Origin of the sequence: Emticicia sp. 21SJ11W-3, assembly GCF_024138715.1 — a bacterium.
Taxonomy (GTDB): Bacteria; Bacteroidota; Bacteroidia; order Cytophagales; family Spirosomataceae; genus Emticicia; species Emticicia fluvialis.
On the sequence record NZ_CP092074.1, the window covers coordinates 1235352 to 1256821 of the forward strand.

Genomic DNA, 21470 nt, shown 5'->3' on the forward strand with positions numbered 1-21470 from the left:
AATTGCTCATTTTTCTACAAATTCCCACTAGCCTTCTTATATCTTACACTAGCTATCAGAAAGTTATAAATGCTCGAGAGATACTGGGTTTCGGCGTTTTGAAGCGCGTATTCAGTATTTTTAAGGTCTGAAAGCAATATAACGCCTTTTTCGAAACGAAACTTATCAGTTTCCAGAATCCTGTGTGCCAGGTCAATATTTTTACGGGCTTCTTCCAGATTCAATTTCGATTGCTGCAAGGTATTCCAGGTGCTTTTTGATTCATAACTGAAATCGTTTCTCAGCCGCTCGGCATTCAAAACATTTATTTGCTGCCTTACCCTGAAGTCGTTAGCGGTTAATCTCGCCTGCCGACCGTCAAAAATAGGCACATTGGCTCTGATACCGATATAATTGGCCGGGAACCAGGTGTTTTTTTCAAACGGATTAAGGGTTTCAGATAATTGGAAATACGAGTAATTGCCATAAACCGAAACCATCGGCCTGTTACGGGCCAGTTGCTTTTGTGCATTCAGTTCATTCAAATGCCTGCTCAATTGTTCTGCCTTTATTTCAGCCCGGTTTTCTATGTTCAATTGCCCCTGCACAACTTGCGAATAGCCAAATATGGCTTGCAGGTCTTCACCAGGCTCTACCGTTTCAGAAGTATTCAGCTGGTATTGCAATGCTATCAGGCTAAGGTCATAGTCTTGCTGATTCTTGGTTTGTGCCAATTGGGCGTTGCTGGCATCCAGTTCAAGTTTGTCCAGGTCATTTTTCAGAATAGCTCCCTGATCAAAACGCGCTTTGCCTACTTCCAGATAACTTTTAGCTCTCTCTAAAGCCAAAACCGACAGATTTAGCCGCTCTTTTGCAAATACACAATTATAATAAGCTTCAGTAATAGCCTGTTTCAGATTCACCCTTAATTGCTCCAGATTATTCTTCTGTGCATCCAGTTGTGTATTATTCAGTTGAAGGTCAATTTTTCTGTTGGCATCATATACCTTCTGTTCTGCCTGCACCAGAAACGAATTATTAAAGGGTCGGCCAAGTCTTACCTCTGTCTGGGTTTCTGCAGAACCGGGCAGGGCAAAGGGTAAAATAGTAGTTTGTAACTGGGTATTCCAACGGATATCCGCATTACCGCTTATCTGTGGCAGCCATCTGGCTTTTATCTTTTCATTTTCAGTGCCGGCTACCTGAATATTCAGATTCTGAGCCTTTAGTTCCAGGCGGTTCGCTAACCCTTTCTGTACGGCTTCATTCAGGCTAATCTTTTGGGCAAGGGCGTTTCCTGTGGCAAAGCAGAATATAAAAGCGTAAATAGTCGGTTTCATAGATCAATTTTTTTTCAAAAGTAAATACATATAAAAAAGCTGGCGTATTTATTTTGATAAGACGGAAAAAAAGTGGCATTAAACTTATGTATGACAATATAATCAAAATAAACATAAAGGTTGCTGTTATTGATTTGTGTTGTTGTAAAATGTTCATTGATAGGTTCTTATCTCTCTTAACGAATCATTAACAAATGGCTGATAAACTTTGAGCCTGTAATTCTCATCTAAGAATCAAATAACAAAAACAAAGATTCAATCATAAAACAAGAAGAATTAATAACCCGATTTTTACTATGAGAAAGTTAATGTTTGTAGCAATGTTGGTGGCTGGAGCCATCTCTGCTAATGCGCAAAGAGGATATGACAGACCCGGCCGTTTTGATAATGGTTATGACAGAATAGACAGCTACCAGCGTGAGGCCCGCCGCCAGATTGCTTTTGGTATTGAAGGCGGCAGAATTACCTCTAATGAAGCCAAACGTTTGCTGAGAGAGGCAGAAAGAATTGAAATGAAAGAGAACAGATTTAAACGTGATGGAAGACTGGATGGCTTTGAACGCCGCGAATTAGCGCAGGACCTGGCCATGCTGAACAACTGGATAGCTCGCGAAAAAAGAGACAGAGATCGTATAACCTATGATGAATATAGCCGTGGCTATGCAGGAGGCAGATACCACGACCGCTATGGAAGATATTAGTAAATGAGTTTTATTAATAATGCTTTTTCGTAATAACAGGGTGAGGCCTTTGGCCTTGCCCTTTGTTTTTTTGGTTTTTGCCCGTTGATAAATTTATAGAAATAGTGCTCTTTTTTTTGTCAGACAATTGCCAGAGATATGTAACTTGCGAACCGATATTTTAAGTACAAATTGTATGATAACCATTCAGAACGAAATCTTAAGTGCCACCATCAATCCTAAAGGAGCTGAGTTGGTAAGTTTAATAGATAAACCTACAAATACCGAGTATATGTGGTCTGCCGACCCTAAATACTGGGGTAAGTCGTCTCCGGTATTGTTTCCTGTTATCGGGTCATTAAAAGGCAATTCTTTTATTTATGATAATAAGGAATATGCTCTGCCAAGGCATGGCTTTGCGCGCGACAGGGTATTTGAAATCGAAAAACTATCAGAAAGCAGTGTGGTGTTTCTGTTGACTGATGATGATTCTTCTTTACAGGTTTTTCCATTCACTTTTGAGCTGCGTTTGCATTATTCAGCAGAAGCCAATCAGTTAAAACTGAAGTATGAAGTAAAAAATACTGGCAATAGTGCTATGTTTTTTTCTATTGGAGGTCATCCGGCTTTTAAGGTCCCTTTTGCAGAAGGTACAACCTATAATGATTATTTCTTAGAATTTAACAAGGTTGAAGATTTGAAAAAATGGCCTTTGGATAAAGATGGGTTGATAGAATCAGAGCCGGAAACAATTGCGGGCGATTCAGGTATCCTGCCATTAACTAAAGAATTATTTTATCAGGATGCTCTGGTATTTAAACATTTACAGTCTGACTCCGTTACACTTAAATCAGCCAAAACTGATAACCAGCTTAAATTCCATTTTGAAGGATTCCCTTTTCTGGGTATCTGGGCAGCTAAAGATGCCGATTTCGTTTGTATTGAGCCCTGGTGTGGCATTGCAGACAGCGTTGCTCATAATCGGAATCTGGAAGAAAAAGAAGGAATTAACGCACTGGCGCCAACAGAAACCTTTGAAAGAACCTGGAAGGTTGAGATTGGGAATGAGTGATTGAGTGATTGAGTGAATGAGTGAATGAGTGAATGAGTTAATTAGTGATTTAGTGAGTTAGTGAATGAATTATTGCTCTTACAATTAGAAATTAGAATAATTGAGTATCTGAGTTGCGCCTCTTATTCACTAACCAGCTCTTAGACCCAAAATATAACAACCACTCAATCACTAATTCACTCAATCACTAACTCACTCAATTGCTCATTCACTAAATCCGTATACAATAAAATCCTATCTTTGCCGCCGGATAGATTAAATGATTACCATCAGATGAAACTTTTCTTTAGAAAAACAGGCGAAGGACAGCCTGTCTTGATACTACATGGCGTTTTTGGTTCGTCAGATAATTGGTTTACCATCAGTAAAATGATAGCCGATAAAGGCTTTGCTGTGTATGCCCTCGATGCCCGCAATCATGGTCAGTCGCCACGAAGTGAAGATTTTAGTTATGAACTGATGGCCCAGGACTTGAATGAGTTCATTGACGACCACCAACTGGATAAACCAATTATTATAGGTCATTCAATGGGTGGCAAAACCGTGATGCATTTTGCCATGCAGCATGAGGGGAAATTCAGTAAATTAATCGTTGTTGACATTGCCCCCAAGTTCTATCCGTCGCATCATGGCCACATCATTCAGGGGTTAAATTCTATTGATTTAGACAAACTCACTAACAGAAAAGAAGCAGAGTTACAGTTAGACAGATACGTTACCAGCGTTGGTGAACGTCAGTTTCTTTTGAAGAACCTTTACCGGAATGAAATGGGCAAGTTCGACTGGCGCATTAATCTGCCGGTGTTAAGTAAAGAGATATACCAGATAGGCGGAGATTTTACCGATACTCACGAAATCTCAGAACCCGTACTATTTATGCGGGGTAGTGAGTCTGGCTATATCTACGATGAAGATATACCTGCCATTAAGAAGATTTTTCCGAATGCCGTGGTAGAGACCATCGAAGGAGCCAGCCACTGGATTCAAGCTGATAAACCTAATGAGTTTGTAGAGGCCGTGGTTCAATTTATTGGCTAAACCTTCTTTATCATCTCACCAACAATTTTAGCCGAGGAAAGCGCCAGTGGAATGCCTCCGCCCGGATGCACGCTACCACCTACAAAATATAGATTATTGATTTGCGATGAGAAGTTGGCATGGCGCAAAAACGCTGCAAATTTATTGTTTGAACTATTGCCATACAATGCCCCCTGTACTGATGATGTTCTGAGTTCAATTGTCCGAGGGTCAAGCACCGATTCTGATTCAATCAGGGGTTCAATATCGGTTTTCAGGTTTCTGCTCAGCTTTTCTATCACGTTACGCCGGGCTTCTTCAATAATTTTATCCCAATCCTGCCCATCATTGGCAGGTGCATTCAGCAAAATAAACCAGTTTTCGCATCCGGCGGGGGCATCATCTTTCTTGTATTTGGAGGTGATGTTCAGGTAGATAGTGGGGTCTCTGTAAATGATTTTTTTCTGAAACTGGTGCTCAAATTCAGTTTGGTAATCATCAGAAAAGAAAATGTTATGCAATCCTAGCTCATTAAATTCTTTTCTGATGCCCCAGTAAAAAATGAGACCCGAACCACTTTTGGGCTGGCTAAGCAGTTTCTCCGGGTGTTTAGCATTGGGTAGTAGTTTTCTGTAAGTCGGGGTAACGTCCATATTGCTCACGAGCACATCAAACATACGCAACTCTTCAGTATTATCTGTCTTTAACTTTAGTCCCATAGCCTTTTTATCTTTTACAAGAATTTCTTCTACTCGGCAGTTAAAATGAAACTGCACGCCCAGGTCTTTCGCCAAAGCTACCAGGCTTTCTGTTATGCCATACATACCATTTTTTGGGAAAAAAGCCCCGATGTTATACTCCAGATGCGGAATGATATTCATCGTTGCCGGTGTCTGGTATGGGTCAGACCCATTGTAGGTAGCGTAACGATTAAATAACTGAACGGCCTTGGATGTTGAAAAAAACTGCACGTTGGCATCGTTCATGGTATTAAAAATGCCCATTTTGGGCAGATTCAGATAGCCTCTTAAAGCCTTTGCGGAGGTCCAGGTTGATAACTTATGGAGCGAGTCTTCAAGAAAAAGGCCGCTTAGCACTTCATACTTAAAGGCACTGTCTTTCAATGCCTTTGTTATTTTTGCTGCCGGTTCGCCCAATTGTTTTTCGGCCTCCCTGGCAAATGCAGAAGTGTCGGCAGGTACATTAAGTCTGGTGCCGTCTTCCCAGAAATACCGGCATACTTCCGGAAGGCGGATATACTCAAAATAATCGCCTGCCAATTTACCAGACAATTCAAATAACTCATCTACCAATTGAGGCATTGTAAATAAAGATGGCCCTGCATCAAACCTGTATGGGCCTTGCTCAAAGCTGCTTAGCTTACCACCGGGGTAGTCATTGGCCTCAAAAACTTCTACATCATAACCTTTGTTTTTCAGCCTGATAGCCGTGGCTATACCCCCGATACCGGCCCCAATAATACCTGCTTTCATTGATAGAATCTGTCTTTTTAGGATAGTAAAAAAATAACAAATGTGCCGCCGGATTGTTTGAAAATGTAAGCTGATGGCAGGGTACGACACCAACTATTAATCCAACTTTACCATAATTTCATAAGGGCTTTTGCTATTTTTTCACTATTTTGCGGCGTAAAATTAAACAATTCGGATAGACTAAGTTATATTGGTTACCCTAATAAATCTGTAATGGCAAAATTGTTAATTGTTGATGATGAAAAGAGTATTCGTGATGCCCTGAGAGACATTCTTGAATATGAGCAATACGAGGTAGACGAGGCCAAAGATGGAGAAGAAGGGTTGGCGATGGTGTTAAAAACACATTATGATGTAGCCCTATGCGATATAAAGATGCCCAAGCTCAATGGCCTTGATATGCTGCTGAAAGCCAAAGAAGAAGGCGTAATAACACAGTTTGTTATGATTTCGGCATTTGGTAATGTTGAAAACGCCGTTGAGGCCACCAAACGCGGAGCTTATGATTTTATAACCAAACCACCTGATTTAAACCGGTTGCTGATTACGGTTAGGAACGCCATAGAAAAGAGCAAAGACGTAGAGGTGATAAAAACGCTGAAAAGACGAATTTATAAAATAAATGAGATAGTTGGGGAGTCTGACCTGATTAAACGTGTAAAAGATACCATAGACCGCGTAGCCCCTACCGAAGCCCGTGTGTTAATTACCGGGCCCAACGGCTCTGGTAAAGAGATGGTTGCCAAACAGATTCACGAGAAGAGTAATCGCCGGAATCAGTCTTTGGTAGAGGTAAACTGTGCGGCTATTCCATCTGAGCTGATTGAGAGCGAACTCTTCGGGCATGAAAAAGGCGCTTTTACATCGGCCATCAAACAAAGAATAGGCAAGTTTGAACAGGCAGATAACGGTACGCTTTTTCTGGACGAGATTGGAGACATGAGTCTTTCTGCACAAGCTAAAGTACTTAGGGCTTTACAGGAAAATAAGATTACCCGTGTTGGCGGAGAAAAGGAAATAAAGGTGAATGTAAGGGTAATAGCAGCTACCAATAAAGATTTAAAAAAGGAAATTGCTGAAGGGAATTTCAGGGAAGATTTATATCATCGGCTAAACGTGATTCCGATATACGTGCCTTCACTGGCTAACCGAAAAGAGGATATACCTTTACTGGCTGAGAAATTTTTACAGGATATTGCTGATGAGTACGGAGACTCAGTAAAGGGATTTGAGCCTGACGCAATGGAATATATGAAAAATCTGCCGTGGACAGGTAACGTGCGAGAGCTTAGAAACGTAATTGAACGGCTGGTGATTATGTGCGAAGCATCCATTACGCTCGATGATGTGAAATTATATGCCGGAATGGGTTATTGACCCGATGGCGAACGAAATGAGTCTGAAAAAATAAAAAAAAGTATAAAATTTATAATCACATGCAATACGATGTAACGGTAATCGGTTCGGGTCCCGGTGGATATGTAGCGGCTATCAGAGCGGCACAGTTAGGAATGAAAACCGCAATCATAGAAAAATATAGTGTTTTAGGTGGCACATGCCTTAATGTAGGTTGTATTCCATCAAAGGCATTGCTAGACTCGTCGGAGCATTTTTACAATGCCACGCATCATTTTGCCGAGCATGGAATACAAATACAGGCTCCGGTAGTTAACCTTGAACAAATGATGGCCCGTAAAAAAGGCGTTGTTGAGAAAATGAACGGCGGCATCAATTTTCTGATGAAGAAAAACAAAATTATGGTTTATAATGGTTTTGGCTCTTTTGTTGATAAAAATACCATCAATATAAAAAAAGCAGACGGAACTGATGAAAAAATTACTTCGGGAAAGGTGATAATAGCTACGGGTTCTAAGCCTACTATTCTGCCTTTTATGAATTACGATAAAAAAAGAATTATTACCAGCACCGAGGCTTTGAACCTGACAGAAATACCTAAACACCTGATTGTGATTGGCGCGGGTGTAATTGGGGCAGAGTTAGGGTCTGTTTATGCACGTCTTGGAGCCAAAGTAACCTTTGTAGAGTTTGCGGATTCGATGATTCCTACCATGGATAAAACAATGGGTAAAGAATTGCAGAAGTCTGTAAAAAAACTCGGTGCAGATTTTTATTTCAATACCAAGGTTACAAAAATTGAAAATCTGGGTGAAGAAGTTGCTGTAACTGCCGATGGAGCTGACGGAAAACCAGTTGAGATAAAAGGTGATTACTGTTTGGTTTGTATTGGCAGAAGAGCCTATATAGACGGATTGAATCTGGAGGCAGCCGGTGTTATTACCGACCGCGGCAAAGTTGTAGTTGATGAACACACACTTGAAACAAACGTGAAAGGCATTTATGCCATCGGAGACGTAATAAGAGGGGCCATGCTGGCTCATAAAGCCGAAGAGGAAGGTGTTTTGGTGGCCGAAACCATTAATGGCCAAAAACCACATATTAACTATAACCTGATACCGGGTGTGGTTTATACCTGGCCTGAGGTTGCCTCGGTAGGTCAGACAGAGGAAGAACTCAAATCTAAAGGGGTTAGCTACAAGGTTGGCCAGTTTCCTTTCAAGGCTTTGGGCCGCGCTACTGCCAGTGGTGATACCGACGGGCTGGTTAAAATTCTGGCTAACAAAGAAACAGACGAAGTATTAGGCGTACATATTATAGGTGCAAGAGCCGCAGATATGATTGCGGAAGCAGTAACGGCTATGGAGTTCAGAGCCAGTGCCGAAGACATTGCCCGTATATCTCATGCACACCCTACTTACATGGAAGCCGTTAAAGAAGCAGCTCTGGCCGCTACTGAAAACAGAGCTATTCACGTTTAACAAAAGCCATTTATCAGCAAAAGGCCCTTTGTAAGTATTTACTTAGGGCTTTTTTTCATTTTAACCTGGCAAGTATCCTGAACACTACCAAGCCTTAATGTACCTACTCTTTGGTTTTGAAGTATTCAACCATTCCAAAAATAAGAATACACCTTGATAGCATCACAATGGCTCTCGGAATAAAACTTAGCCAGGGCAGGGGCTCCACATACGTATTATAAAACACCAGTATATTGGCAAAAGCCATTAAAACAACACACCAGCTTATCCAGAACTTATTTGTTCCGCCTATGGGTAGAAATGATGCCAACGTGGCCGTGTAAGCATATATGGCCGTATAAATTAAAAGCAGAATTTCTTCAAAAAAGGGTAGGGATGGATGCAATGAAATGATATAAAATAAAATGGGTACCAGGGCATAAACCGGTATAACCCTCAACAACTTATAAGATTCGTCCTTTGTCTTGATTTCTGCGCCCATATTTTTAAAAATCTGTGTCCAGAGTATCAGTATACCCGCATGTATTACAAGGTTGAAAATTCTTAACCCATCAGGATAAATGATTACACATAGAGAAATAAAAACCGGAAGAATAAGCGTAGCAATGAATTGCCTGTCTATCGTTGTCGGAAGCGGCCTTCTCAAATTATAGTACCAGGCAACCAATACAATGGCTGCAATCAAGCGGAGGGTAGCAGTCCAAAAAACTTCCTCATCTGCCGGAAGCTTATTGAAAAATAATTCAGATATCAGTAAAAGGAATGTAGCAGTCAGGTATCGGATGTTCATAGATGTTAAAGTAAGAGCCCATACCTGAATATGGGCTCCGGATGCGACAGACTAATGCGATTCTCTTTTTACTTCATGACCTGAAAAGCCGGTCAGGAAGTTTAAATCGGCACCTTTGTCAGCTTGTGTTACTGTGTTAACGTAAAGTTGCACATAGCCGCGGTCATAGCCCAGGTCAATTGGTTTCCAGTTCCTGCGTCTTTCTGCCAGCTCTTCGTCTGGCACATGAAGCCAGATTTTGCGCGCCTCTACATCAATTTCAATTAAATCGCCGTTTTGCACCAGCCCTAAAGTGCCACCAACGGCAGATTCTGGCGAAGCATGAAGAAATACTGTTCCATAGGCTGTTCCGCTCATACGTGCATCTGAAATACGCACCATGTCGGTAATGCCTTTTTCGAGCAGTTTCCTGGGTAATTGCATATTGCCCACCTCTGGCATGCCTGGGTAGCCCTTTGGGCCAACGTTTTTAAGAACCATTACACTGGTTTCATCTATCTCCAGATCCGGGTCGTCTATGCGTGCATGATAATCTTCTATGGTTTCAAAAACAACGGCTTTGCCAGTATGTTTCATCAGGTGTGGCGATGCAGCAGACGGTTTAATAACCGCCCCGTTTTCGCACAGGTTACCTTTTACAACAGCAATGCCGCCCTCTCGTAAGATGGGTTTATCGGCCGTTGCTATTACGTCCTCATTCCATATTTTGGCACCTTTTGAGTTTTCAACCAGGCTTTTACCATTTACTGTAATGGCATTTTTATGCAAAAAGCCCGACATCTCCTTAATAACTGCCGGTAGCCCGCCTGCATAATAGAAATCTTCCATCAGATACTTGCCTGATGGCATCAGATTTAACAGAAACGGCATTTTACTTCCTATGCTGTCAAAATCATCAAGCGTAATATCTACGTTAGTTCTGCCGGCAATGGCCAGTAAGTGTAGCACCAGGTTAGTTGAGCCCCCCACTGCTGCATTCATCATAATAGCATTTTCGAAGGCTTCGCGGGTAAGCACTGAAGAAATCGCCATGTTTTCGCGTACCATCTCAACAATTCTCATGCCCGACATGTGTGCCAGCACTTTTTTGCGGGAATCGGCCGCAGGGATAGCCGATGCGCCCGGAAGTGTAAGACCCAGGGACTCAACCATAACGGCCATTGTAGAGGCTGTACCCATCGTAGAACAGTGTCCTATGCTTCGGCTCATGCAGGCTTCTGCTTCTTCAAATTCTTCGGGTGTCATTTTGCCCGTTTTAACATCATCCGCAAATCGCCATACATCAGTGCCTGAGCCTATGGCTTTACCTTGAAAACGGCCACTTAGCATGGGGCCTCCCGGCACCACAATAGTGGGCAGGTCAACACTGGCGGCGCCCATCACCAGCGAAGGTGTGGTTTTGTCGCAGCCGGTTAATAACACCACCGCATCAAACGGATTCGCTCTAATGCTCTCCTCTACAGTCATGGCAGCAAGATTACGGTATAGCATGGCGGTGGGGCGGATGATAGTTTCGCCCAGCGACATCACCGGAAATTCGAGCGGAAACCCACCGGCTTCGTAAATGCCGTTTTTTACAGATTGCGCAATATCACGTAAATGGCCGTTGCATGGTGTTACTTCAGACCATGTGTTGCAGATTCCGATAACAGGTTTTCCTTTGAACTGATGCGCCGGATAGCCCTGGTTTTTAATCCAACTACGATAGATAAATCCATCTTTCCCATCTTTGCCGAACCAATCCTGGCTGCGTAGTTTTGTCGTATTTTCAGTGGTCATAATTTATGTTAGAGAAAAAGGCAAAAAATTTATCAATAATCTTTATTTTTGCGTTGTTTTGCAACCAATTTTAAGAAATTTGTTGGAATTAATTGTGATAGACTCAAAATTTATAAAATATGAACCTATTTGATACATTGAGCGAGGCATTGACAGATGATGTGGTATCAAAACTTGCCAAGTTAACAGATGAAGACCCGGCCAAAACCAAAAAAGCAATTGATGGTATTCTTTGTACGCTTATTGCCGGGCTTGTAAGAAGAACAGGAAGTACCATGAGCGTGAATATGCTCTATAATCAGATTCAGAAAGGGAACCAGGGCGGAAGACTGATTGGTGATGTTTTGTCTTATCTTAATAAAAAAGAAGACCTTGATGCCATATTGAAAATCGGCGACAGCCAGGTGAGTCAGATTTTCCCGGCCTATAAAAGTCCGCTGGTTAGTTTGATTGGTATCTATGCAGGCATTAAGAAAAACTCATCAAGCACCTACGCCAGTCTTATTACGCCAATGCTGATTGACGCCGTAAGCGTTGAAATAGCCAATAATAAAATGGATGTGGATGCCTTAACGGCTTATCTGGCAGAACACCACGAACCACTATTCAAAAAGGCTCCTGAAGAACTCATGGAGAAGATGATTCCGCAGCTGGGTTTACAAGAGCTGCTTTCTCCTAAATTCCCGCTTCCAAAGCGTGTAGTAACAGCTAAGCCTACGCCTCAGAAATCAAAAACCGGGGCGCCTGCTACGCCGCAGCCGGTTGAGCCAGTTGAAGAAGAAATAAGTAGTAGTTCGTCGTTTCCTATTAAAGGACTCCTTATTTTTCTTGTACTTGTAGCGGCAGCAGCCGGCGGATACTACTGGTATGAAAATTACTACAAACCATCTCAGGCCAGTGCCGTTCAGGAAGAAACCACCGTGGTGGATGATTCTCTGAGCACCGGCATTGATACCACGCGTGCGGCTTTAGTAGATTCTGTAGCAACCAAAGATACTACTGCCACCCAGGTAGCACCTGCTGAAACAAATGCCGGTGGCAGCCTTACCAAAGAAATTGATCCTTACCTGGCCGATGCCACCAAACCAACCGGGCAGGTGTTTACGCTTAAAGACATCACTTTTGTAAAAGGCTCTTATGCATTAGATGATAAATCTGAGGCCTCAATTAAAGAGCTGATTGCCTTGTTCAATAAATACCCTAAACTTCAGATAAGACTGCAAGGCCACGCAACCGACGCCGTTGGGGTAGATAACAAAACAATGGCCGTTAAGAGAGCCTATGCAATAAAACGTAAATTGTTGTCTGCAGGGGTTAACGATACCCGCATTGATGCCATTGGTATAACAGGCCAGGGAGACCTGGCAGAAGTGAAAATTGTATCTAAATAAGAAGAAATACACATTGCATATCAACAAAAAAAGCACCTGTTCGACGGGTGCTTTTTTTGTTATCTTGCTTAATAGGGTTTATTTAAGTGCCTTTAGTTTGCCTCCTGTCTGCATCTGATTCACTTTCTTCATCATGGTGCGCATCTGGTCAAACTGTTTCAGCAGATTATTTACCTGTATAATTTGCGTACCACTACCGGTAGCAATTCTTTTCTTACGGCTGCCGTCAATAATATCAGGTTTTTCACGCTCTTTTGGTGTCATTGAGCGGATAATAGCCTCTATTGGTTTAAACGAGTCATTGCTGATGTCAAGGTCTTTTATCTGTGAGCCCACCCCCGGAATCATGCCCATTAAGTCTTTAATGTTACCCATTTTCTTGATTTGCTCCAGCTGCGTCAGAAAGTCGTTCAGGTCAAACTTATTCTCACGCATTTTTTTGTTGAGGCGCTTGGCTTCGTCTTCGTCAAATGCCTGCTGTGCTTTTTCTACCAACGATATCACGTCGCCCATGCCTAAAATACGGCTGGCCATACGTTCGGGGTAGAAAATGTCTAACGCCTCCATTTTTTCACCCGTCGAAATAAACTTGATAGGTTTATTAACGACGGTTTTAATTGACAAGGCCGCACCACCACGGGCATCACCATCTAATTTGGTAAGTACCACACCATCAAAATCAAGGCGGTCGTTAAAGGTTTTGGCCGTATTAACGGCATCCTGCCCGGTCATTGAGTCAACCACAAAGAGAATTTCACTTGGGTTTATGGCCTTTTTAATGTTTTCTACTTCCTGCATCATCGCCTCATCAACTGCCAAACGACCGGCGGTATCGACAATGACTATATTTTTGCCGTTGCTTTTGGCGTAGGCTAAAGCATTTTTAGCAATTTCAACTGCATTTTTGCTTTCTGGCTCGGCATAAACATCAACTCCTATCTGTTCGCCTAATACCTGAAGCTGTTTAATAGCCGCAGGACGGTAGATGTCGCAGGCTACCAATAATATCTGGCGTCCTTGTTTCTTTAAGTAATTGGCAAACTTGCCTGAAAAAGTAGTTTTACCAGACCCCTGTAAACCGGCAATTAATATTACAGCCGGAGACCCCTTCAGGTTCACGCTCTGTGCCTGGCCACCCATCAGGTCGGTTAATTCTTCCTGTATAATTTTTACAAATAACTGACCCGGCTCAACGGCTATCATTACTTTCCGGTCAATTGCTTTTTCACGAACGCGGTCGGTTACGTCTTTTGCTACTTTATAGTTTACGTCGGCATCCATTAGTGCACGGCGTACTTCTTTTATAGTGGCTGCAATGTTTATATCAGAAATCCTACCTTGCCCTTTCAGGGTTTTGACAGCCTTATTTAGTTTATCACTTAAATTTTCAAACATTTTCCAGAGCGTTAATGATTATTCCTTTGCGCATAGCTCATACCAAAGGGACATAGTTTGTAATAATTTGCAAAGTTAAGATTTTAGCAATCAACTTGTCTATAATTAAATAAAGAAATAAACCCCGGAAAGTGATTTTTTAAGCGATGTAAATTGAGAAGCCTGCCAACGGGTATAATTATTTAGCCGTTTAATAACAATTGTTGTAAGTTTTAATTGTCGAAATCGTTATTTATTTGTGCTTCGTGTAGGGTATATGGTTTAATGCCATACGGCTGGCACAAGTTTTTAACATTGTATACAGGGCCCGGGCCTTGCGTATTAATATTACCTCAGTGCATAGTAAGAATAATAAATTATTTGTCATGAAAATCTTAAGCTTTTTATTTTGCTTAACAGCCATTGCTTTGATGAATGGCTTCAGGGGTTCTCAGCACAATGTAATCATAAAACGAGACCAGGTGTCTCTATATACCGAACATTTCGGAGAAAAGGAGAATCCGGCAGTTTTATTATTAGCCGGGGCCACAGCTTCTATGTTATATTGGGATGAAGAGTTTTGTCAGAAACTGGCCGACAAGGGTTTTTATGTTATCAGATATGATAACCGGGACGTAGGGAAATCTACCTACTATAAACCCGGAAAGGCTTTATATACTATTGTAGATTTTGCTGATGATGCCATTAGTATTTTAAATAAGTACGGTATTAAAAAGGCACATCTGGTTGGTATGTCTTTAGGTGGCTCAGTTTCGCAGATAGCTGCATTAAAATATCCTGAGCGTGTGGCCTCACTTACGCTCATGTCAACCGGTCCCTGGGGTGATTCTGACCCGGCGGTGCCAGAAATGGACAAAAAACTACACGATTTTGAAGCTAAAGCCGTATCTGTAAACTGGTCTGACGAAAATTCAGTAACTGCGTATATGTTAGAGGCAGCTGCCTTAATGAGCGGTAGAAAATCTTTAGATAAAGACCGGATAGAACAAAGAATAAGAGCTGAACACAAACGTGCTAATTTTTATGTAAGTATGTTTAATCATGCAAGCATAGGTGGAGGAGAAGAGTTTTATAACAGACTGGGCGAGATACACGTGCCAACTTTGTTGATTCATGGAACAGATGACCGTATATGGCATTTTGGTCATACCAAAGTAATGCTTGAAAAAATTAAAGGTTCTAAACTGATAAAACTTCAAGGAACTGGCCATGAACTGCATTATGATGATTGGGACACCATCATCAACGGTATTGAGCAGCACGCTTCAAGTAAAGCCGCAAAACTGATGTAACACAATTGTGGTTTCAAGGGCAGTATTCATACGTTTTAGCTTGCTTTATGATTATATTTGCGGCTCAAAAAATTTGATGCTATGAAACTTCATTTAATGGGGGCTTCGGGCAGTGGTGTAACCACTCTTGGCAAAGCGCTGGCTGAAACCCTTGATATACCCTATTTCGACAGTGACGAATACTTCTGGGAAAAAACAACACCTCCTTTTATTTCAAAGCGACAACCCGATGTGCGGAATGCAATGATTCTTTCGGATGTTAACAACCATAAAAGTTGGGTACTCGGAGGGTCATTACTAAAATGGAATATTGAAGTCGATTTTGATTTAATAGTTTTTTTATACATTCCGAACGAAATCAGAATGGCTCGTCTGAAAAAGCGGGAATACGCACGTTATGGAGATGTTATTTCTGCCGATGAAGACCGTAAGAGGCAATACCTTGAATTTATGGCCTGGGCAGCCGGCTACGACGATAACAGCACGCAAGGCCGAAATCTGGCATCGCACGAAAGTTGGTTGAAAACGCAAACTTGCCCGGTATTTGAGTTAAGAGGAGACCTGACAGTTAGCGAAAGGCTCAATGCTGTAATCAATAAAATAGCAGAGCTGAATCTAAAGCTTATTTGTTAAAAATACGCTTGCGGTGTTCTGCCCCCCAATAGGCTATCGCGCCTATTACTTCCTGCAGTGTGGCACCGTAATCAGTTAGTTCATATTCAACGGTTACTGGTTTGGTATCATGTACTGCTCTTTTCACCAGATCGTTCTCTTCAAGATCTTTTAGCTCTTTCGAAAGCATTTTTGCACCTATTCCGTTTACGTCACGCAGCAGTTCCATAAAGCGTTTTTTGCCGAAACTCAGAGAGCCAATAATCAAAATTTTCCATTTCCCACTCAATATATCCATTGCATCCTGCACGGCCATCATGTGGCTGCTGCATTGGGCATGGTCTTTCTCTGCAGGCATTTTAAAGGTTTTATTGTTCATATTTTTTATTCAATCAAGATAGTTTCCTAAAGGAAACTACTTCCAAAAGGAAATTTACTGTTTAACGTAAACTAATTTGTTTAGGTTCTTGTATTACTCTAAATACTAATTTAATCACTCATAAACTAATACTTAAATGTCGAACAAAACAAAGAAAATTCTGTCTATTATTTTTCTTGCTATTCCGTCTTTATTGCTTCTAATGAGCGGCGTTATGAAAATATCCGGTGCTGAGCAAGTTGTCACTGGCTTAACCAAAGGGGGCTTTGGTCCCTATATTACGGCATTTGGCGTGGCCGAAATCATCTTTGTAATTTTGCTATGGATACCTAAGACCTACAAAGTTGGCTTTTATTTTATTCTTTCGTATCTGGGTGGAGCCGCTGCAGTTGAGCTGGCAGGGGGCCAAAACCCAATAGCATTTGGGCTTATTGCTCTTGCCTGGATAGGATTCTATTTTAAAAGCGAAGAAAATTTTATTGTCTAGCCTGCTTTGCTGATCATTAAAAAAGCCATGTTTCCGCAACGGAAACATGGCCCAGAAATAAAAATAGGTAAGTAAGTATCAATAACTTGGGTTTTGTTTCAGGTAACCTGGTATATTAGAGGCACCGTCAATAGCAGTTTGCGGAATCGGGAAGATTCTTTTCTGCACGTTATTGTTGGTTTTTTCTGTCCAGGTTCCTTCATACTTTCCAAAACGAATCATATCTGAGCGTCTCAGCATTTCCCAATAGAACTCAAAGCCGCGCTCACGGTACAACAAGTCTAACGACATAGAAGTTAAAGCCGGAGGAGGAGTAGACGCAGTTCTTGAAGCTCTTACGGTGTTTACATCTGCCAATGCGCTGGCGGCGTCTCCGCTTTTGCGAAGTTTGGCTTCTGCACGCATCAGATATACATCTGCCAGACGAAGAATCACAAGGTCGGCATCACCAAAGTTTCTACCACTGGTTGATTTCTTGCTGAACTCATATTTTTCAACTCTATAACCTGTGTTGTAGTTGCTGCCTTCTACAGTAAAGTCAATTTTCTCTGTAAATTCAACCGGTTGGGTTGGTCTGTTACGGGTATCATAGAACAACTTGCCAACTTTATAGTTTCCGTTAGAACATCTTACAAATACACCGTTCTTTCTGATTAACCCATACTGCTGTCCGCGCAAAATACCACGGTCTATATTAAAGCTCTCAGCTGTTACGCAAGAGTCAGCCGGATTTGTATAAATAGAGATATTTTGTTTGTAGAAACGTGGGTCAACCTTAGGGTCTTGCGGAGCATAGGCATTTACCCATGTACGGTAGTAGTCTGAGGTAATACCAGGGCCGTCAGTACCATTAGCTGCCGGATAAGCCGGAAGCGGGAACTGGTCGCCTGACAACGAGAAATACGCCATACGGTTATGTCCGTTCAATTCAGCCCTCTGGTCAACCGCAAAAATCAATTCTTTGTTATCGTGGTTGTTCGAATTGAAAAGCGAGAAGTAATCGTTTGATAGCTGGTATTGGCCAGAAGAGATAATTTTATCACAATACTCAATTACTTTGTCCATGTCTTCAGACTTGAAAGTAAAGTTAGTAGAGTAGATGTCTCTGTAAACGGCTGAGTTAAGATACAAGCGAGCCAATAAGCCCCAAACGGCACCTTTGGTTAAACGGCCTGGGCCTACGGTTGTTTCAAGGTTTGGTTCAACTGCCAATAGTTCGCTTTTGATGTATTCTACAGCCTCGTTACCTCTGATAATTTTAGAAGTTTCTCCGATATCGTCTTTTACAAATACCAGACCAAACAAATCTAGGGTAAGCATTGAGTAATAGGCTCTCATACCTCTGGCCTCAGCCAAAAATGTTTTGGTTGAAGCGTCTTTCAGCGTTGGCAATGTGTTAATAGCCGTAATGGCTCTCGACATACCCTGTACAATAATGTTCCAGGTATTTCTGATGTTCGGGTCGGTGCTTACATAGTTATGCGCGTGCATGTTCAGATAGATACCGTTGTCGCCCCAGTCGGTGCCACCACGATAAGGCAAGATAGCCTCGTCAGTCGAAATCTCCTGTAATGTAAAGTAGTTGGTATGTAAGAAAAGGTCCGGAAGGCGTGCATATACCGGGGCAATAATACCCTCTGCGGCAGCTTTGTCTGAAAGGTTTGAACTCAGTGTTTCATCTAAAACAATTTCTTTCAGGTCTGTACAACTGTTCAATACCAACAAACCGGCCAGTGCCAATGTTGAATATATTTTCTTTTTCATGAGTTTTAAATTTTAAAATGAAACATTCAGACCAAATACTACAGATCTGGCTTTAGGATAACTTAAGTAATCGATACCGTAAGAAGAAATACCGGCAATGGTTCTGTCTGTATTTACTTCGGGGTCATAACCGTTATATTTGGTTATCACAAAAAGATTCTGGCCGGTTACTGACAATCTCAAACCAGATACCCACTTGCCAAGGCCAATGGTTTTGGTATTGACATTATAGCCTAACGACAAGTTGTTCAATCTGAAGAATGCGCCGTCTTTCAGGAATCTTGTTGACACCGAAGCCGCATTATTAATTGATTCATTGGCATCTTTCGTTGCATCTGGTGTTGTGTTTAAGCTCTTAGATAATCTTAACTTATAGAAGTTAGCATTAGCAGTATTATCATAAATTTTGTTACCAGACACACCGTTAAAGTTAGCAACCAGATCAAAACCTTTGTAAGCTACACTTGCATTGAAGTTAAACTGTTTGGTTGGCAGGGCACTACCCGCTGTAATACGGTCTTTATCGGTAATAATACCGTCTCCGTTTACGTCTCTGTATTTACTGATACCTTTTTCGTCAAAACCTATGAAATCTAGCATATAGAATGCACCGATAGGCTGGCCGCTTACATAACCATTGATAGTTGCCGAAGTAAGACCAGAACCAGATGCTGAACCCGATTGGATAACCGAATACGGTGAGTTTTTAACTTTGTTATCAATGAAGGTGATGTTGCCACCTACATCTACTTTCAGGCCACTTGGTGCGGTGTAACGGTAGTTCAGGTCAATTTCAAGACCTTTGTTCGTGATGGTCATGTCTTGCACGTTGGTCCAGAATGTACCCGCCGGCTGTACAGGGTCAGAAGGGATAACCTCTAACAGAATATTGTTGGATATTTTGTTGAAGTAGTCAACAGAACCCGTCAAAGCGCCATTGAAGAAACCGAAATCAAGACCTAAGTCAGTTTGGGTTGAAACCTCCCACTGAATGTTCGGGTTAGCCAGGCGGGTATATGAAGTACCGGCCGGATAAACGGTTGTGCCGTATAACGGATAACTGGTTGATGCAGAAATCTGCGAAGTAAACAAAGCCTGGGTAATTTTTGAAGGTATCTCCTGATTACCTGTCTGGCCCCAACCTGCTCTCAATTTCAATTCACCGATATTAGCTTCTTTCATGAAATCTTCTTCAGAAAGTCTCCAACCTAGTGAGAAAGACGGGAACACCCCGTATTTATTATTTGAACCGAATTTAGAAGAACCATCCACACGCACAGTTGCAGTAGCCAGATATTTATCTTTGTACTGGTAGTTAACACGCGAGAAGAAAGACTGCAACTCATTAACCAGCGCATAGCCAGTTGGCTTGTTGTTAGCTAGTGTCAGCTCTTGGCCTAAACCAGGATTGTAAATAGGCTCAATATCAGTAATCGGGAATTTGTTGATACTGCTTGTGCGGCCTTGTACGAATATCTTCTGATATGAATGACCAGCCAGAGCCGTCAGATTATGTGCATTTTTATTAAGCGTATAGGTAATGTAGTTTTCTATCAGTTTGTTACGGTTATAAGTGTAGATAGTTTCCAATCTTCCGTCTCTTTGTGGTTCTGCGTTAGGCAATGATTGCAAATCACGAACAGAGTTAGAGTTATCGATACCGAAGTTCAGCTTATAAACCAGGTCTTTTGTGATTTTGAAAGATGGAGAGATGTTACCAATTACACGGTTAATGGTAGTTACGTCTTTATCCAGTTTCAACGTAATAAGCGGGTTGGTTACGTTAGGATAATTTCTTGGCTGACCATTATCGTTATACGCCGGGTAAGTAGGGTTCATTGAAATAGCTCCACCAATCAAACCGTCAATTGGCGGTCTGGTATTAGCTGTATAGGTGGCGTTCATGTTTACATCAATTGTCAGGCGGTCGTCCAGAAACTTCTGTGTTACATTCATACGGCCGGTATAGCGGTTCAAAGAGTTGTTTTTCAGGATACCTTCCTGATTCTGAATACCAAACGAACCGTAATAAGTCAATTTATCGGCACCACCACCTATTGATATATTGTGGTTTTGCGTAATGGCAGTTCTGGTAACTTCTTTTTGCCAGTCTGTATTGCCACCCAGGTCTTCAAGCTGGCCGCCAATGGCTGTTACCTGCTTTTTAAACTCATCTGCTGAATACACAGGCAAGGCTCTGGCAATTTTTGAAACACCAAGACTTGCCGAGTAATTGAAGGTAGAGAAACCAGCTTTACCTTTTTTGGTTGTAATTAACACAACCCCATTGGCACCACGAGAACCGTAGATAGCCGTGGCAGAGGCATCTTTTAATACGTCAATTGACTCAATATCCTGCGGATTCAGGAAGTTCAAAGGGTTGGTTGCACCACCGGTGCTTGAGTTGTCAAGCGCCATACCGTCAAGGATAAATAGTGGCGTACTACCGGTACGAACCCCTCCGGGACCACGAATGGTGATTCCCTGAATTCCACCCGGCTCACCGCTGGCAGAAGTAACGTTTACACCCGCAACTTTACCTTGCAATAATTGTTCAGGCGAGTTAATGATACCTTTGTTGAACTCGGCGCTTTTGATAGATTTTACCGAACCGGTCATATCTTTTTTGGTTGAGCTACCATAACCGATAACCACTACCTGTGCCAGGTCGGCGGCCTCTGACTTCATCTGCACATCAATGGTAGTTCTGTTGCCAACTGTTATTTCCTGTTTGGTGTAACCAATAAAACCAATTACCAGTACCGACTTTTCGTCTGCAACGGTTATTGAGTAATTACCTTCAATATCGGTGCTTACACCTTTTTGGGTGCCTTTCAGAGTAACACTGGCGCCAACCAGCGGTTCGCCCGTTGTGGCATCAGTCACACGGCCTTTTACAGTAATCTGTACAATTTTTCCATCAATCGGGCTGGTTCCATGTGCATTTTTTGCACTGGCAAATAATGGTGTTTGTCCGTAAACGCTGGGCAAACACGCAGTAGCAAACAAAAATACTCCCAGCATCAGTTTTAACAGCGGGGGAGAGGCAGAAAGGTGTTTCATAATCGGATGTTTAATTAAACAATTTGATGTTTTACAATTTACTTACAAATGGTGAGGTGTTCCATAAACAATAATGCATAGTGTAAGCGCCGACAGGTAA

17 protein-coding genes are annotated in these 21470 nt (G+C 41.9%); 9 read left to right on the forward strand and 8 right to left on the reverse strand.

What is annotated here, in order from left to right:
• Positions 1 to 14: 14 nt before the first annotated feature.
• Complete coding sequence (locus MB380_RS05165; protein ID WP_253533742.1) at positions 15 to 1319, reverse strand: TolC family protein; 1305 nt, start codon at positions 1317 to 1319, stop codon at positions 15 to 17.
• Positions 1320 to 1615: 296 nt separating this feature from the next.
• On the opposite strand from MB380_RS05165, the gene MB380_RS05170 reads away from it, so the two are divergent.
• The 3 genes from MB380_RS05170 to MB380_RS05180 all read left to right on the forward strand — a co-directional run bounded on the left by MB380_RS05170 (position 1616) and on the right by MB380_RS05180 (position 4109).
• On the forward strand, positions 1616 to 2020 hold the full coding sequence (locus MB380_RS05170) for a hypothetical protein (protein ID WP_253533743.1): 405 nt from the start codon (positions 1616 to 1618) through the stop codon (positions 2018 to 2020).
• Between the two features lie 175 nt (positions 2021 to 2195).
• The gene (locus MB380_RS05175) at positions 2196 to 3071 is read left to right on the forward strand and encodes an aldose 1-epimerase family protein (protein ID WP_253533744.1); all 876 of its coding nucleotides are present in this window, start codon (positions 2196 to 2198) and stop codon (positions 3069 to 3071) included.
• A 273-nt stretch (positions 3072 to 3344) separates the two neighbouring features.
• Entirely contained in the window at positions 3345 to 4109 is a 765-nt protein-coding gene (locus MB380_RS05180) for an alpha/beta fold hydrolase (RefSeq protein WP_253533745.1), read from the forward strand.
• Here the strand turns inward: MB380_RS05180 and crtD are convergent.
• Entirely contained in the window at positions 4106 to 5581 is a 1476-nt protein-coding gene (gene crtD, locus MB380_RS05185; protein WP_253533746.1) for a 1-hydroxycarotenoid 3,4-desaturase CrtD, read from the reverse strand. The two genes, MB380_RS05180 and crtD, sit on opposite strands and share 4 nt — an antisense overlap.
• Before the next feature lie 213 nt (positions 5582 to 5794).
• Between crtD and MB380_RS05190 the strand changes: the two genes are divergently transcribed.
• Together MB380_RS05190 and lpdA are read left to right on the forward strand one after the other, a co-directional pair.
• Positions 5795 to 6958 carry a sigma-54 dependent transcriptional regulator gene (locus MB380_RS05190; RefSeq protein ID WP_253533747.1) on the forward strand — a complete coding sequence of 388 codons (1164 nt, stop codon included), beginning with the start codon at positions 5795 to 5797 and terminating at the stop codon, positions 6956 to 6958.
• 59 nt (positions 6959 to 7017) lie between these two features.
• Complete coding sequence (lpdA, locus tag MB380_RS05195) at positions 7018 to 8418, forward strand: dihydrolipoyl dehydrogenase (protein ID WP_253533748.1); 1401 nt, start codon at positions 7018 to 7020, stop codon at positions 8416 to 8418.
• Positions 8419 to 8521: 103 nt separating this feature from the next.
• Here the strand turns inward: lpdA and MB380_RS05200 are convergent, their stop codons facing one another.
• Positions 8522 to 9208 carry a hypothetical protein gene (locus tag MB380_RS05200; protein WP_253533749.1) on the reverse strand — a complete coding sequence of 229 codons (687 nt, stop codon included), beginning with the start codon at positions 9206 to 9208 and terminating at the stop codon, positions 8522 to 8524.
• A gap of 51 nt (positions 9209 to 9259) precedes the next feature.
• Positions 9260 to 10987 carry an IlvD/Edd family dehydratase gene (locus tag MB380_RS05205; protein WP_253533750.1) on the reverse strand — a complete coding sequence of 576 codons (1728 nt, stop codon included), beginning with the start codon at positions 10985 to 10987 and terminating at the stop codon, positions 9260 to 9262.
• Between the two features lie 119 nt (positions 10988 to 11106).
• On the opposite strand from MB380_RS05205, the gene MB380_RS05210 reads away from it, so the two are divergent.
• Positions 11107 to 12378, forward strand: a complete 1272-nt coding sequence (locus MB380_RS05210) for a DUF937 domain-containing protein (protein ID WP_253533751.1) — start codon at positions 11107 to 11109, stop codon at positions 12376 to 12378.
• A gap of 78 nt (positions 12379 to 12456) precedes the next feature.
• Here MB380_RS05210 and ffh read toward each other — a convergent pair whose 3' ends face one another.
• Positions 12457 to 13773, reverse strand: coding sequence for a signal recognition particle protein (gene ffh, locus MB380_RS05215; RefSeq protein WP_101727642.1), 1317 nt, complete (start codon positions 13771 to 13773; stop codon positions 12457 to 12459).
• A 365-nt stretch (positions 13774 to 14138) separates the two neighbouring features.
• On the opposite strand from ffh, the gene estT reads away from it, so the two are divergent.
• Both estT and MB380_RS05225 read left to right on the forward strand, forming a co-directional pair.
• Positions 14139 to 15065: a macrolide hydrolase EstT gene (gene estT, locus MB380_RS05220; protein ID WP_253533752.1), complete on the forward strand. Its 927-nt coding sequence runs from the start codon at positions 14139 to 14141 to the stop codon at positions 15063 to 15065.
• A gap of 81 nt (positions 15066 to 15146) precedes the next feature.
• On the forward strand, positions 15147 to 15698 hold the full coding sequence (locus MB380_RS05225; RefSeq protein ID WP_253533753.1) for an AAA family ATPase: 552 nt from the start codon (positions 15147 to 15149) through the stop codon (positions 15696 to 15698).
• Here MB380_RS05225 and MB380_RS05230 read toward each other — a convergent pair.
• Positions 15688 to 16056 (reverse strand): helix-turn-helix domain-containing protein, encoded by a 369-nt coding sequence (locus MB380_RS05230; RefSeq protein WP_253533754.1) that lies wholly within the window; start codon positions 16054 to 16056, stop codon positions 15688 to 15690. The genes MB380_RS05225 and MB380_RS05230 overlap by 11 nt on opposite strands.
• A 136-nt stretch (positions 16057 to 16192) precedes the next feature.
• Between MB380_RS05230 and MB380_RS05235 the strand changes: the two genes are divergently transcribed.
• Positions 16193 to 16543, forward strand: a complete 351-nt coding sequence (locus tag MB380_RS05235) for a DoxX family protein (RefSeq protein WP_101727644.1) — start codon at positions 16193 to 16195, stop codon at positions 16541 to 16543.
• Between the two features lie 78 nt (positions 16544 to 16621).
• On the opposite strand, the gene MB380_RS05240 is transcribed toward MB380_RS05235, so the two are convergent.
• Both MB380_RS05240 and MB380_RS05245 read right to left on the reverse strand, forming a co-directional pair.
• Entirely contained in the window at positions 16622 to 18307 is a 1686-nt protein-coding gene (locus tag MB380_RS05240; protein ID WP_253533755.1) for a RagB/SusD family nutrient uptake outer membrane protein, read from the reverse strand.
• A 12-nt stretch (positions 18308 to 18319) separates the two neighbouring features.
• Entirely contained in the window at positions 18320 to 21370 is a 3051-nt protein-coding gene (locus tag MB380_RS05245; protein WP_253533756.1) for a TonB-dependent receptor, read from the reverse strand.
• Positions 21371 to 21470 lie beyond the last annotated feature (100 nt).

Coding starts and splice junctions, on each gene's coding strand:
- MB380_RS05180 (WP_253533745.1), top strand. CDS start 3,345: ATGAAACTTTTCTTTAGAAAAACAGGCGAAGGACAGCCTGTCTTGATA.
- MB380_RS05170 (WP_253533743.1), top strand. CDS start 1,616: ATGAGAAAGTTAATGTTTGTAGCAATGTTGGTGGCTGGAGCCATCTCT.
- MB380_RS05210 (WP_253533751.1), top strand. CDS start 11,107: ATGAACCTATTTGATACATTGAGCGAGGCATTGACAGATGATGTGGTA.
- MB380_RS05190 (WP_253533747.1), top strand. CDS start 5,795: ATGGCAAAATTGTTAATTGTTGATGATGAAAAGAGTATTCGTGATGCC.
- ffh (WP_101727642.1), bottom strand. CDS start 13,773: ATGTTTGAAAATTTAAGTGATAAACTAAATAAGGCTGTCAAAACCCTG.
- estT (WP_253533752.1), top strand. CDS start 14,139: ATGAAAATCTTAAGCTTTTTATTTTGCTTAACAGCCATTGCTTTGATG.
- MB380_RS05205 (WP_253533750.1), bottom strand. CDS start 10,987: ATGACCACTGAAAATACGACAAAACTACGCAGCCAGGATTGGTTCGGC.
- MB380_RS05245 (WP_253533756.1), bottom strand. CDS start 21,370: ATGAAACACCTTTCTGCCTCTCCCCCGCTGTTAAAACTGATGCTGGGA.
- MB380_RS05200 (WP_253533749.1), bottom strand. CDS start 9,208: ATGAACATCCGATACCTGACTGCTACATTCCTTTTACTGATATCTGAA.
- crtD (WP_253533746.1), bottom strand. CDS start 5,581: ATGAAAGCAGGTATTATTGGGGCCGGTATCGGGGGTATAGCCACGGCT.
- lpdA (WP_253533748.1), top strand. CDS start 7,018: ATGCAATACGATGTAACGGTAATCGGTTCGGGTCCCGGTGGATATGTA.
- MB380_RS05165 (WP_253533742.1), bottom strand. CDS start 1,319: ATGAAACCGACTATTTACGCTTTTATATTCTGCTTTGCCACAGGAAAC.
- MB380_RS05175 (WP_253533744.1), top strand. CDS start 2,196: ATGATAACCATTCAGAACGAAATCTTAAGTGCCACCATCAATCCTAAA.
- MB380_RS05240 (WP_253533755.1), bottom strand. CDS start 18,307: ATGAAAAAGAAAATATATTCAACATTGGCACTGGCCGGTTTGTTGGTA.
- MB380_RS05225 (WP_253533753.1), top strand. CDS start 15,147: ATGAAACTTCATTTAATGGGGGCTTCGGGCAGTGGTGTAACCACTCTT.
- MB380_RS05235 (WP_101727644.1), top strand. CDS start 16,193: ATGTCGAACAAAACAAAGAAAATTCTGTCTATTATTTTTCTTGCTATT.
- MB380_RS05230 (WP_253533754.1), bottom strand. CDS start 16,056: ATGAACAATAAAACCTTTAAAATGCCTGCAGAGAAAGACCATGCCCAA.